The organism is Priestia sp. YIM B13552, assembly GCF_042787775.1.
GTDB lineage: Bacteria > Bacillota > Bacilli > Bacillales > Bacillaceae_H > Priestia > Priestia megaterium_E.
Map to the genome: position 1 here is coordinate 255,415 of NZ_JBHZOU010000002.1, position 13,674 is coordinate 269,088.

General features: G+C 39.2%; 14 protein-coding genes and 1 riboswitch. Of the genes, 3 read left to right on the forward strand and 11 right to left on the reverse strand.

Annotation, left to right across the window (positions count from 1 at the left end; genetic code table 11):
• Window positions 1–15 precede the first annotated feature (15 nt).
• On the reverse strand, window positions 16–1,425 hold the full coding sequence (gene pdxR, locus ACFX40_RS07390; RefSeq protein ID WP_098331960.1) for a MocR-like pyridoxine biosynthesis transcription factor PdxR: 1,410 nt from the start codon (window positions 1,423–1,425) through the stop codon (window positions 16–18).
• Between the two features lie 112 nt (window positions 1,426–1,537).
• Here pdxR and ACFX40_RS07395 point away from each other — a divergent pair, with 112 nt between their 5' ends.
• Window positions 1,538–1,936, forward strand: a complete 399-nt coding sequence (locus ACFX40_RS07395) for a GNAT family N-acetyltransferase (protein WP_075419372.1) — start codon at window positions 1,538–1,540, stop codon at window positions 1,934–1,936.
• A 29-nt stretch (window positions 1,937–1,965) separates the two neighbouring features.
• Here ACFX40_RS07395 and ACFX40_RS07400 read toward each other — a convergent pair whose 3' ends face one another.
• The 4 genes from ACFX40_RS07400 to ACFX40_RS07415 form a co-directional block, all read right to left on the reverse strand.
• On the reverse strand, window positions 1,966–2,805 hold the full coding sequence (locus ACFX40_RS07400) for a GNAT family N-acetyltransferase (RefSeq protein WP_377254739.1): 840 nt from the start codon (window positions 2,803–2,805) through the stop codon (window positions 1,966–1,968).
• Between the two features lie 240 nt (window positions 2,806–3,045).
• Window positions 3,046–4,449, reverse strand: a complete 1,404-nt coding sequence (alaP, locus tag ACFX40_RS07405; protein WP_377237856.1) for an alanine permease AlaP — start codon at window positions 4,447–4,449, stop codon at window positions 3,046–3,048.
• Window positions 4,450–4,765: 316 nt separating this feature from the next.
• A complete protein-coding gene (locus tag ACFX40_RS07410; RefSeq protein ID WP_081085322.1) occupies window positions 4,766–4,924 on the reverse strand; it encodes a DUF1540 domain-containing protein in 159 nt (52 codons plus the stop codon).
• Between the two features lie 100 nt (window positions 4,925–5,024).
• Window positions 5,025–5,363, reverse strand: a complete 339-nt coding sequence (locus ACFX40_RS07415; protein WP_377237857.1) for a hypothetical protein — start codon at window positions 5,361–5,363, stop codon at window positions 5,025–5,027.
• 69 nt (window positions 5,364–5,432) lie between these two features.
• Window positions 5,433–5,534, reverse strand: a riboswitch (SAM riboswitch).
• A gap of 121 nt (window positions 5,535–5,655) precedes the next feature.
• Here ACFX40_RS07415 and ACFX40_RS07420 point away from each other — a divergent pair.
• Window positions 5,656–5,952, forward strand: coding sequence for a hypothetical protein (locus ACFX40_RS07420; protein ID WP_028410946.1), 297 nt, complete (start codon window positions 5,656–5,658; stop codon window positions 5,950–5,952).
• Between the two features lie 12 nt (window positions 5,953–5,964).
• Here ACFX40_RS07420 and ACFX40_RS07425 read toward each other — a convergent pair whose 3' ends face one another.
• The 6 genes from ACFX40_RS07425 to ACFX40_RS07450 form a co-directional block, all read right to left on the reverse strand.
• Complete coding sequence (locus tag ACFX40_RS07425; RefSeq protein WP_098334035.1) at window positions 5,965–6,411, reverse strand: GNAT family N-acetyltransferase; 447 nt, start codon at window positions 6,409–6,411, stop codon at window positions 5,965–5,967.
• Between the two features lie 80 nt (window positions 6,412–6,491).
• Window positions 6,492–6,932: a hypothetical protein gene (locus ACFX40_RS07430; protein WP_060747130.1), complete on the reverse strand. Its 441-nt coding sequence runs from the start codon at window positions 6,930–6,932 to the stop codon at window positions 6,492–6,494.
• Between the two features lie 108 nt (window positions 6,933–7,040).
• The gene (locus ACFX40_RS07435; protein WP_028410943.1) at window positions 7,041–8,030 is read right to left on the reverse strand and encodes a glycosyltransferase family 2 protein; all 990 of its coding nucleotides are present in this window, start codon (window positions 8,028–8,030) and stop codon (window positions 7,041–7,043) included.
• Between the two features lie 12 nt (window positions 8,031–8,042).
• Complete coding sequence (locus tag ACFX40_RS07440) at window positions 8,043–9,728, reverse strand: DUF6044 family protein (protein WP_272766992.1); 1,686 nt, start codon at window positions 9,726–9,728, stop codon at window positions 8,043–8,045.
• 37 nt (window positions 9,729–9,765) lie between these two features.
• Window positions 9,766–10,188, reverse strand: a complete 423-nt coding sequence (locus ACFX40_RS07445; RefSeq protein ID WP_028410941.1) for a GtrA family protein — start codon at window positions 10,186–10,188, stop codon at window positions 9,766–9,768.
• A 158-nt stretch (window positions 10,189–10,346) separates the two neighbouring features.
• Window positions 10,347–11,672 (reverse strand): metallophosphoesterase, encoded by a 1,326-nt coding sequence (locus ACFX40_RS07450; protein ID WP_272766991.1) that lies wholly within the window; start codon window positions 11,670–11,672, stop codon window positions 10,347–10,349.
• Between the two features lie 221 nt (window positions 11,673–11,893).
• On the opposite strand from ACFX40_RS07450, the gene ACFX40_RS07455 reads away from it, so the two are divergent.
• Entirely contained in the window at window positions 11,894–13,279 is a 1,386-nt protein-coding gene (locus ACFX40_RS07455; RefSeq protein ID WP_377254744.1) for a protoporphyrinogen oxidase, read from the forward strand.
• Window positions 13,280–13,674: the final 395 nt, after the last annotated feature.

Sequence of the window (13,674 nt, forward strand, 5' to 3'; positions counted from 1 at the left end):
CCCCTAGCATATCTCTCAATCCTGCTGTTCAAACCAAGCTTTAAACAGCAGGTTTACACCTGTTTTTATTTCTTCATCAGACAGTCCGGCAAACCCAAGCAATACATAAGGCGTGTTGTTGTCACCGGCACTATGATAATAAATGGACGTTGGATAAATCGTTACCCCTTGCTTGGCAGCTGCTTCAATTAGTTTCTGTTCACTCATTCCGTTTTTCACCTTAAGAAGAATATGCAACCCAGAATGTTCTCCAATAACATCTACACGTTCTCCCATAGTAGTAGTCAAGCAATCTAGCAGCAGCGCTTGTTTCTTGCGGTATGCTGTTCTCATTTTATTCAAGTGACGTTCCCAGTGCCCTTCTTTCATAAACAGAAAAAGCGTATGCTGATGAAGTCTTGAAACAGACTGTTTAAAAAGTCCACAGTGCTTCATATAGCTTGTACGAAGCCGGTGTGGCAGCACGGCATAGCTTATTCGAAGAGAAGGCATCAAAGACTTTGAAAACGTACCCGTATAAATAACGCGATCGTCTTGATCTAATCCTTGAAGCGCGGGAATCGGTTTTCCTTTATAGCGAAATTCTCCGTCATAGTCATCTTCTATAATATAGCTGTTCGTTTCTGCCGCCCACTCTAGTAGTTCAAGTCTTCTTGCAATCGGCATGACCATCCCAATAGGAAATTGATGAGACGGCGTAATGTACACCGCATCCGCTCCGCTTTCTTTCAGTTCCTTCAATTTCAAGCCAAAATTATCGAGAGAAATAGGGATAACTGACATGCCTTGTTCTTGAAAAACGTGCCTCGTTCGGTGAAAACCCGGATTTTCAAACCCCATTATTTTTTCTTTCCCCAGCGTGACAGAAAGCAGCCACATAAGATACTGCGTACCTGCACCTATCACAATTTGCTCCGCCGTACAGCGCACTCCTCTTGAATGATAAAGATACGCTGCAATTTCTTGACGAAGAAGATGTTCGCCCTGTGGATGTCCGCTATAAAAAAGCTGGCTTTCATCATGATAAATAGTTTGAACCGTTAGCTTTTTCCACGTGTTATACGGAAATTTTTCTACGTCTACCTTTCCATGGCTAAAGTCAATGACAGTTGATTTCCGGTCTTCTTGCGGTAAAGAGACATAGGCTGGAGGCAGTTCTTGAAGCACAACTTCATTTTTTATCTCTTTTACAAATACTCCTTTCCTGGCTAGTATCTCGATATAACCTTCAGCTTCTAACTGTACATAAGCCGCTTCAACCGTATTTTGGCTAATGCTTAAATGAAGAGCTAGCTTTCGTTTAGAAGGCAATTTTTCATGAGGCGGAATGGTACCTTTTTGAATTTGTTGTTTTATGTAGATATAAAGCTGCATGTACAAGGGATCTGCTTTTCTTTTATCAAGCAAAGGCATTAGCTCTAACATAGTGTTCTTTCCTTTCTAACTGATACTATTAAATTCGCTGTTTCTGACACTTACTCTCAGTTCAGATTCTTCATATACTGGACTATATCTTATAAATTAAGGAGATGACGCAATGACTATCACTTATAAAACTAACGTCTCAATCCGTGCGGAACAAGCTGCTGAAGTATTTGTACATTCCGGTATTAAACGTCCTGCACAAAATCTTGATCGTATTCAAAGAATGCTTGATCACGCTTCTCTTACTATTACCGCTTGGAACGACAGCGAACTCATTGGCATAGCCAGAGCGTTAACAGATTTTAGCTACTGCTGCTATTTATCGGATTTAGCTGTTGTAAAAGACTATCAAAAGCAAGGAATCGGTACACAGCTCATCAAACATGTTCAATCAGAAATCGGCGAAGAAACCGCGCTGATTTTACTTTCAGCTCCTTCTGCTATGAACTACTATCCAAAAGTCGGCTTTCATCAAATTGATAATGGGTTTAAAATTGGGAGAATTCGGTAGACGCGAAGAAAGGAGCTTCTCCTTTCTTTTTATCCAAACGCCTGAGCTGCTATAGCAAAAAGATTGCCCTGTCTAGCAGGGAGAGGATTGACACCATACGCCATAACAGGAGGCTCATTTTGAAGCTGAAATCCGTGATTTTCCACAAGTTTCTTTAACGTTTCCTCATGAGAAGACAGGTCAATTCTCAGCTTTTCTTTGTAATTCTTCGCTAGTTCATAAATGACTAGCATCGCTGCTTCAGCGTTTGGAGCAACTACGGGACCAATCACGATATTGCTCGGCGTACGAACCGCTAAACCATAGCCCGTCATTTTATTTTGTTCGTTTTGTAAAACAACTGCTTTTTCAGCTTGCTGAATTCTACTTTTTAAAAATAGCTTTCTATTATCTCCAAATGCTGCTTCATCAAGCTTGACAATCCCTTTGAAGTCACTTCTCTTTAAGGATCGTGTATAAAATCCTGAAACTTTAAAGGCTCTTGGTGTGTATTCACTGCTTATGTATTTACTTACATAGTCCACGGTTTTAAACCCTGCTGTTTGATATAAGTGCTTACCTTCTTTTGTCGCAATTAAGTAGGCATTCATCTCAGGGGAAAGAACTTGCAGACAGTGCTTCATGAGCTCCCCGGCTAACCCTTGTTTTCGGTAATCTTTTCTCACAATCACCATTCCTATAAAAGCTGACTGATTTTTGTACGAAATTACGGCCACACTTGATACGATGTCTCCGTTCTCATTTCTATGGCCAAATACGTCTCCAGATGAAAAAATCGTATGTAAATCTGCTTCACTATAATCCCATTTTTCCAGCTGCGATAACAGCAGCAAACCTTTTATGTCTTTTTCACTAAATGTCTCAATCATTTCTGCATATGTCCTCCCAACTTTTCGATGCTCTGTGTGGCGTTAAAAAGCATAAAACTAACATACTCATCCACTTTCAATTACCGTTTAATCATTAACGAATTCTCTAACTAAATAGTACAGAATAAATAGAATATTTTCTACATTATTTATCCGTACCAATAATCCCTTAAAATAAACTAATCATTCGCACATAAACTAATGAAAAAAGACCTCTTTCCAAGAAAGAGGTCTTTTCTTTTATTTCACTAGCTTTTGCTCAGTCTCAGCTGAACCTTGACTTCGTTTATGAAATCCTTTTGCGTAGTACGCGATAATAAGACCGATAAACCATAATGGTCCGATGACAACTGCAATTCTTGTATCTGGATTATATGCCATGAGAACCACTACCAGCGCTAGGAACGCAAGTGACACATAAGATGTTAACGGAAATAAAGGCATTTTATATTTCAGCTTTGCCTCTTCACCTGTTTTTAACGTTTTGCGATACTTAATTTGAGAAAGCAAAATAATTCCCCATGTCCAAATCGCACCGAATGTTGCAATGCTTGTTACCCACGTAAATACCTTGGCAGGCACAATGTAGTTTAACGCTACTCCGACTAATAGCGCACCTGCTGATGCTAAAACAGCTTTTCCCGGTACGCCGCCTTTTGTAAGCTGGCCATATCCTTTTGGCGCTTCTCCGTGTTCTGCTAAGTTAAACAGCATACGGCCTGTACTAAAAATACCGCTGTTACAAGAAGAAAGAGCTGCTGTTAGTACAACAAAGTTAATGATACCAGCCGCCGCTGGAATGCCGATTTTTTCAAATGTTAATACAAACGGGCTTCCCTGTGAACCAATCTCTTGCCACGGATAAATCGACATAATGACAAATAACGCACCGACGTAGAAAATCAGAATACGCCAAAAGACAGAATCAATCGCTCTTGCTAGAGATTTTTCCGGATTTTTCACTTCTCCCGCGGTAACGCCGATCATTTCAATTCCTAAATACGCAAACATGACCATTTGCAGCGACAGCAAAATACCTTTGAATCCGTTCGGGAACAGTCCGCCGTTGTCCCACAAATTTTTAATACCAGTCGCAACGCCGCCGTTGCCGATTCCAAACACAATCATTAATAATCCAACGGCAATCATTAACACAATCGCTAAAATTTTAATAAGTGCAAACCAAAATTCCAGTTCACCATATGCCTTAACAGCTAAGAAGTTAACCGTTGTCATGATGACAAGCGCCGATAACGCCCAAATCCAGTTTGGTACATCCGGATACCAATATCCCATATAAATACCAACGGCTGTAATTTCAGCCATACATGTTACAACCCATAAAAACCAGTAGTTCCAACCTGTTAAATAACCAGCAAGCGGCCCTAAATAGTCGCGTGCGTACTTGCTGAATGAACCTGCAACAGGTTTTTGAATCGCCATTTCTCCAAGTGCTCTCATAATAAAAAACATAATCATTCCGCTAAATCCGTACGCCAATAATATTCCTGGCCCTGCTAATTTAATAGCAGATGCAGATCCAAGAAACAGCCCTACCCCTATGGCTGCTCCTAAGGACATCAGCGTCACATGCCTTTCTTCTAACCCGCGTTTCAATTCTTTCCCCTGAGTTTTCCCCTGCATAAACGTCTCCCCTTTTTCCAATCTGTCAAAACGAGATGAACACAGCCTTTTTGTTAGCGCTTTCATATAAGTTTGTGCTAAAAGACAGCTAGGCTGTATATTTGTATTCTATCACCTTTCTCTCACTTTTCTTTTGTCGAAAAACAAAAAAATTATCTTATCATTTTGTTTAAACGCACAATTAGACATAGGCACTGCTTTTTTACTATGTATTTATTATTGCACTTAAGTAATAGTATTTTCAAAAAATAGAAAAACGCCGACTCAACTCCGTCAGCGCATCGTTCATTTTATGCTTTTTTATAAAAACTAGCATTTATCTCGCGGGTTCAAAAGTTTTACAGCCAGGTTCTTCCATATCAGAAACATGGTGACTACTTTCAGGACTCACAACGTAAATGGACTCTGCACTGCATTTGTTTCCCGATTTCCAATACATGCACTCATTCACTTCACATAATACACCTTGGGCCACTGTTATCCCTCCTTTGCTTGTCTTATCTATTTACTACCCGAAATATAGCGCTTCTAACATTCACACGCAAAAAAACCGCTTGTTTCTCAAGCGGATCTTTTTATTGCGTGTGTTCAACATACTGTTTTTTAGCTAAATATAACTCACGGCTCAGCGTGATCCGCCGTTCTCTCAAGCGGCTTAATTTAGCCTGAAATTGTTCGTTAGTTGGCTCTTCTTGAATCAAGCGATACGTAAAAGAAATATCTTCATTTAACTGTTTAAAATCTTCCCATATCTCTTGAACGAGGGCGGATTGTTTGTCTTCAAATGAACGATTTTGCTGCGTTTTTAGCGCAGCTAAAATTTCCTGCTGCCACGTTTCGTCTTTTATTTCTTTGGCTAATAAGTATAGATCTAAATAATCATCAGTGCTTAACGTTGTTTGTCTATTGTTCAATGTCATCACCTTTTCCACACGAAATTTTTCTTCCTAAGAAGAGGGTTTCATCATAGAAAAAGATTCCTCTCCTTATCTATCAGAGCTAGGCTATGCTGGAATTAGCACCATTCAATAATTGTGGTTGCTGAGGCTTCAAAGGGCCAGTCCCTCCACCTCTCTAGATAAGAATATTTCGTTTTTAAATTATTTCTGACTATTCTAATATGTTTTGTAGGTTACGTCAATAGCTTTTCAATAAAAAGAAAAAAGAAGTAAAATATGGTATGCTTTCATAAAGGATGGTGAGCACATGAAACGATATCTGTTATCTGCTTTTTTGGGAAGCCTGCTGCTGCTTCTTACTATTGCTTTTTCATCTACTTTCCATATTGCAATTGTCAAAACAACCGGAAGCATTGGAGGGATTATTTTAGCAGCGGCGGCTTTGATTATGAACGCGCTTGAAGATCCCCCCTCTTCAGACAATACAGGTGGAGGAGCCGTTGAAGTACTAGATAAAGGTTCCGTTTGGGCTACTTATTTACTTTTACTTTCATTACCGAACCTCATCGCATGTATAACATCTTATGTTTTATGGACTCGCTGACATTCATCAACGTTACGGACGTTTTGCCACTTGGAAGCTCATTGATATTTGTTTATCTACAAAGCCAAGTTCACGATACACATGCTGTGCAAAATTCCCAGCATGAACGCTGAGTCTGATTTCAGGGTATCCTTTGATAGACAATTCATCAATTGCTTTTTGCATTAACGGCTTGGCTAGACCTTGCCCGCGGTATTCCGGTACAACATATAATTCGTAGATAAAGCCAATTTCTTCTTTTGAAAAGAAGTCGGCAGATGGGCCGATAAGAACCCAGCCTGCGAGTTTATTTTCTTGTCTTGAAACTAAATAATAACAGCCTTTTTCAAGGGCACTACCAACTAGTTCATTTACGCGTTCTGCTGACGGATGAAACTGCTTCATTGTTCCTTCAAACAGCGCATCAGCAGATTTTTTCCGAATTTCTTGTATTTCTTCTTCAGTAGCTTTTGCAATCATTACGATCTCTCCTTTCGTGTTCGTTTTCCACATACGAGGATAAATTCCTGCAAAAAAAGTCTTCGCCTAAGCGAAGACTTTTATTTAAATTCAAAATGTTCTTGATGATTGCCTCGTTCGTCCGTCCAGTTAATCATAATGTCTAAACCTGCCGCTTTTCCAGGAACAGCAAAATTCGCATAGCGAAAACGCTGACCGCTTTTGCTTAAGTTAGACCGTTCAATAGGAGAAAACAAGCTGTATTTCGCCTTATTTTTTCCTTCGTGCCGAAAAGCTTGGACCTGCACGCGCTCTACGTCTTTTCCAATGTTTTCAACGGTTAATCCATATGTATGATAGACGTTATTTTTCCACTTTAGCTGATTATCTCCCGTCATGCTCGCTTTTGTGAGTTCAACTGACCATTGTTCAGATGATTTCTTCATTGGAAGCTTCTCAATCGAAAGAGCGCTGACATGAATGGCTGCAAAAGCAAGCCAAACAAAACAAAAAGTGCTGACTGTATAAAATAGTCTTTTCATAGATTCTGATCTCCTTAGAAATTTTAGTAGTAGCATTTCCTGTTCACTTAAAAATTATGATAAACGCTTTAACAAAAAAGCCTCTCCATTTAGGAGAAGCTTCTTAAATTAATGCATAAGCAAATCTTTTTGTTTGTCTAATGAGTGTTTTGTATATAAATCTCTTTCAATCGCATATTTAGGACGCTGTTTCACTTCGTTAAAAATCTTGCCAATATATTCTCCGACAAGACCCATTCCCATTAGCTGCAGGCCGCCTACAAGCCAAATCGATAAAATAAGAGACGTCCAGCCGATTTGCGTATGATCTAAATATTTTTGAATCAGCGCATAAATACCAAACGCAATACTAAAGAGAAAAGAAGCTCCTCCAAGCAGCGTCAATAAGCGTATCGGCGCTACGCTAAAAGATGTAATCCCGTCGAATGCAAAAGCAAGCATTTTCTTTAGGGGATATTTTGATTCGCCCGCTGTCCGTTCTTTGCGGTCATATGTGACTTCCGTGGAGCGAAATCCTACTAATGGTACAAGGCCTCGTAAAAAGACGTTGCCTTCTTTATATTTCATAAGTTCACCAAGAGCACGTTTGCTCATGAGACGAAAATCGGCGTGATTTTGAACGAGCTGAATTCCTAGCCTATTCATAAAACGGTAAAACCCTACTGCCGTGGTTCGTTTAAAAAATGTATCGGTTTCTCTGCTGTCTCGAACACCATATACGACTTCATACCCGAGCCAATATTTCTCTACAAAAGTACGAATAACGCTGATATCATCTTGCAAATCTGCGTCAATGGAAATGACGCAGTCAGATTGCTTATGGGCTGCTTCTAGTCCTGCCAGCAAAGCATTTTGATGTCCTACATTCCGCGCTAGCTTTAACCCTTTTACAAACAAATTGCTGCAGCTTTCTTTTTCAATAAGCGACCACGTGCTGTCTTTGCTTCCATCGTCTACAAATAAAATGGTACTTTCACTTGATACAAGACGTTCATTTATCAGTTCTTTTATTACAGTAGTTAATTGAAAAGATGTTTCTGTGAATACTTCTTCTTCGTTGTAACATGGAACAACAATTGTTAAAATAGGTCTGTTCATGTTATTGCCCCCTTACTTTGCTTCATATACATACACTTTCCAAGCGGACTGTTTATCGTTAAACGCTTTTAAAAAGTGCAAACCGTCACTTTCAGCATTTTCGATTGGCACAGCTGAAAAGATATAGCGACCGCCCATTTTTTTAAATTGGCTGATATTAAGCTGCAAATGACGGATTTTTTTCGTTGAGTCTTTTCGGTAATCATATTTTTTCCCTAGCTCGCTAACAAACACATAGCAGCGGTTGCCCCAGTGATCATAGTAACTTTCTAACTTTTTATTTTTATCAAGCTCTTTGGCAATGATTTTGCGAAACTCATGTTTATACGTTAACGGATAGAAGTTGTTATACGTATCTAGCGTATAAAAGCCGTTATACTGAGCAATTGATGGATGAAGCCCAATGCTTGCTACCCGATAAGATGATTGAGGTTTCCCTATATATCTGCTGATTTCATCGAATTGATGGACAGCATAAAATTCTTTGACTGACGGCTCGTGATTGTAGCGATAATAAAGTTCAGGATTCGCTATAAACAACACAAGCAGCTGTAAAACCAAACACACCCACACAAACTTTTTCCACGCCTTGCCCCTTTTCCATAAAACATAGCCGCCAACGGCAAACATCAAATAAATAATGAGCGGGCGTAAAAAATGAAATCTAGCAAAGTTAAATGTATTAAAAAGCTGATATTTTTCTTTTAGCGGCTCCCATCCTTTATAAAACCAAAACGCATACCAAATCGACAGTAGTAGATTAAAAATAAATAACTGCAAAAACGTTTTTTCAAGCTTTCCTTTCTGATTCCGAGCAACAATCCACAGTACAATAAAAGAAAGCGGCAAAATGACAAAAGTATGAAGCGTCATTACATGCGTATGCCCAAGCGTGTAGTTCTTAAAAGCAAGGCGAACGGAATGTCCAAAGCTTAGAGTAGAGCTTAAAAATTCATTTCGACTCGTCGGGGCCTCTGGAAATAAAAGAGAATCAACAAGCCGGTATTCAATGAGCAGAAAGACAGCGGTCATCGCTGCAATACTGTTTAAAAAAGGAATATTCCACGTTCGTTTTTTCACCGCATCTCTTAGCCATAGCAGCCCCATCGCCGTTAAAAAGAAGAAAAATCCTAGCACAAAGCTCGCGTAAAACGGAAGCAGTAAAAGTGTAAGCCATTCCTTCCACGTTCCTTCGCGGTTTCGAATGGTTAAAAATGCCCACAGCGCCAGCGGCTGTCCTAATGTACTCAGCATGCCCGAAGGCCAAAAAGGCGTAAGTGCAAAAGCAAGTGATACAAGCACTCGAATCGCATAAGCATCCTCGCTTTTAATAAAGTGCTTTTTTAATAATAAATACATTCCAATTAAAGCAAATACACGCGTAATCGTTTGGCTGAGGCTGTACGCCAGCATGGTAGGAAACAAACCATACAGCCACTGAATACCGCTGAATTCTGTTCCAAACGTATTCCTCGGCAATCCGTTAATGATTTGAGGCAATACGGCATGACTGGAGCCAAACAGCTCTCCGCTTCGATGCAGAACTTTATACCACGTAATATTTGAGTCTAAATTATCATGCACGCGTATATGTGAGTTTTCCCCGAGCAAAAACATAGGGGATACATACGCAAGCAGTAAAAGGAAAGCGATAATAAGCAATGTTTTTTCTTTATTCATAGCTGTTTCTTTCTTCATCTGTTAACACCTATTTCCATTTCATAATTACTAAAAGCTAATCGTGTACAACGACTGCTTCTTTTTTTGCATTAAATACAAAGTATTTTTGACCCGTATAATTTAAAAGCGTATACAGACCTGTTCCGATTAATATACCGACATCTTTTTTGAACGGATGCACAGCAGCAGGAAGTTGATGCAACAACCAGCTGGAGAACTGCAGTCCAATATAGTAAGACAAGCCGTAGCAAACGCCAATAACCAAAATAAAACGCAGTATGCTTGTAGATAAATGAACTCCGCTTTTAAACGTAAATATTCGATTTAACACGTAGCTGACGACTGCTCCTGCTGCGTTTCCGATAAACGTTGCTGCCCAGTAGTGATGAAAAATATGAAGCAGCACATACATAATGGAAAGACCTACTGCTGTATTGACCAGTCCCACTACTAAAAAACGTACAAAAGATCCTTTCATACAAACTCCTTTTGATTTTAATACTTTCATGAAAATTACATATTATGACTTTAAATACAGTTTCAGTGTAGCAACTCCACTTAAAAATCTAATGAAAATAACATTAAAAACAGATGAAAAAAAGCTAAAAGAATCAATAAAAATCGGGATTCTTTTAGCTATTTAGTAGAGCCTTCAATGATTAATTTTTGGTCGCTTTGATTGTCAAACGCATCCACTGCCGCTACTTCTATTTGATACGCAGTATGGGGCTCCAAACCCGATAATGGAAGACTTAGAACATCCGGAACAGGATCGCTGTAATATTGAGAAAATGCATTATATGTTTTGACCACTTCTCCAGTTTCTTTATTTTTGACGGTAATGCGATAAGAGTGAACCATCAGATTATCCACAGCTTGCGTAAACTGGATATAAAGCTGATTTGATGAAGCTTTTTCTTGTATAACAGAAATAGTAGAGCTTGGAAGAAAAATCGGTTTTACTAAATCTCGTTCATTCGTGTAGTGAAACTTTTTTGCATCTGCAGGTATGTCAATTTCCCACGCTTCTCCCGTCCACTTATTTGCGTGAAAATCCCGCCTTTTAACGACTACTTTTCGATTATAAACTTCTACAAGAAGACCTTGACTCACATCTCGGTAGCCAGGAGGAAGTTCACCTTGTAAATATCCGGCACCAGGCCATATATACCGAACAGAAGACGTTGCAAGAGATGTAAAATCTCTTTGAAAAATAGTACGAGGATCGTCCAACGGATGGTGGGTATGACCAGAAAATGTAATGACTTGCGGATAAGGTTTTAACGTATTGTAAAGAAGCTGTTCATTCACCTCTATCCCCCATCTGTTTTTCCCGTACAGTGTATTGTTAATAGGCTGATGAATAAAGACAAAAATCGGTTTTTTAGGATCGTCTCGCTTTGCTATCTTCAGCTGTTCAGCAAGCCAGTTAATTTGTTTGACTGAATAATCACCGGCGGTCAGACGGCTTTCTGTTCCAAGCATGATAAAATGATATCCTTTTATCACCTGATGAAAATAAAGAGCTTTCATTTTGGTTTTAGATAAAAAACGCTGCTGCGCTTGCTGATTGGTTACACTGTCCCGGTATTCATGATTACCAATCGTAAAAAGAGATACGGCCTGCGGCTGTTTATTTTGATTATAAATAGAAAAAAAGCGGTCGTATTCTTTTAACGCGCCGGTATCAGCCAAATCTCCTACTACTACAAATGCATCTTGTTTCGGTGCCTGTTCATTTAATTGCGTTAATGCATGTTGAAAAGTACGCAAATCAAGCGTTCCTGTTTCCTTAATATGAACATCACTGATCACAGGAAAAACTAGCTTTGGTTCGATGTATCCGCTTCGTCCGCTCTTCTCTTCGGCTCGTACGTTTAAGGTAATACCGCATATAAGAACACTTATTAATACTAAAGCGAGCCAGTCTTTTTTCAGCGTTTCCATAAAACCGCCGAGCATGATGCTTCCTCCTTTCTTCACTGCTGCGTCTCAGTCATTTTCTCTACGTGTATGAGCTTTTATTTTATGTAATTTCAAAATATCTAATCGTATAGTTTCAATATTTCTTTTCGTGTTTGCACACACTATGTTCACAATCAATTCATTACACTTTTCCTAGTCATAGTGGTATGATTTTCGTATATTACAGACTAATTGTTGAAAATGTAGGAGTGAATATTTTGAAAACGGTCGCTGTTATTGGAGGAGGAATTACGGGCTTAACCACTCTGTACTATTTGCAGAAACTAAAACGAGAACGTAATCTCCCGCTTAAATTATTATTACTAGAGAAACATGCCCATCTAGGAGGGAAAATCAATACGCGTGAAGCTGGGGAATTTATTATGGAAACAGGGGCGGATTCTATTGTAGCTCGAAAAGAAAACGTTATGCCCCTGCTAGAAGAGCTGTACTTAACAAACGATTTAGTCTATAACGAAACGGGCAAATCGTTTATTTACTCTGCTAATGAGCTGCTTCCAATTCCTGAAGATACCATGTTCGGTATTCCAAGAAGCGTGGAATCTCTTTTTAAAAGCGAGCTGATTTCTTCAAAAGCTAAAATTACAGCTTTAAAAGACTTAATTACTAAAAATACAACGTTTACGAAAGACAGCTCAATCGGACTCTTTTTAAAACATTTTTTAGGAGAAGAGCTAGTAGAAAAGCAAATTGCACCTATTTTATCGGGCGTCTACTCTGGCGATTTAGACAAACTCACGATTTCTTCGACTCTCCCGTATCTGCTCGACTATAAAAACACGTACGGCAGCATCATCAAGGGAATGGGAGCCAATGAAAAAAAATTTAAAACGGCAGGAAATAAAAAATTCATTTCGTTTAAACAAGGTTTATCAACGATTATTCACCGCTTAGAAGAAGAGCTTTCTGATGTAACAATTTTAAAAGATACGCCAACCACCAGCATAAAACGGAACGGTGAACGTTACCAAATCAGTACGCCGGGACAAGCCTATTCAGCAGATTATGTGGTGTTAGCTACACCGCACACGGCTGCTCAGCACCTGTTGAACGATCCCGAATTAAACGAAGACTTTGAGCAGTTAAAAGATTCTTCTCTCATTAGCGTATACATCGGCTATGACGTTCCAGACGAATACCTTCCCGCTGAAGGCACCGGGTTTATTGCCTCTCAATCAAGCAACTTAATCGCCAATGCCTGCACGTGGACGAGCAAAAAATGGGCTCACACTTCTAAGCGAGGGAATTTGTTAGTTCGCCTGTTTTATAAAAGTACGAGTCACCACTTTGACAGCCTGCGGACGATGTCAAAAGAAGAGCTGCTAGCAGTGGCACAAAAGGACATTGAAAACAGCTTAGGAATCAAAGAGGAGCCTATTGAAAGCGACGTAACCAATTGGGATAAATTGATGCCTACCTATCACCTTAAACACGGTGAACTTGTACGCAGCTTGACTCAAAAATTCCATGACAAGCACCCCGCTATTACATTAGCTGGCTGTTCTTACTATGGAGTAGGCATTGCAGCGTGTATAACAAACGGCAAACAAACGGCTGAAGCTATCTCTCAACAGTTGACTTAAAAAAGGTTTGAAAACAATAAAAGGCCTGAAAATAAATATATTATTTTCAGGCCTTTTATTACCTTTTCGTTAGCATATAAAGCTACTTTCCTTACTATTAACAACTCTTTTATCGCTTTTCTTTTTGCAAAGCAGCAGTAGCAAACAATACAAGATAGCGCTCGTCTGAAGTTAATCTAAGCCAATGTTTCACTTTATATCTCACAGGTTTCCGCTCCCTTCTTTCAAGGTTTTATATGAAAAGACTTTATATAAAAATTCAATAACGATAAGAAATGATGCTTGATATGTATTTTATTCCCACGCCCGCTTGTTTACAAACTTTTTTAAACGTAAGACTCTTCGTTTATTTCCCTGAAAATAACACCGTTTTCGCCATTATCATCTTACTATTT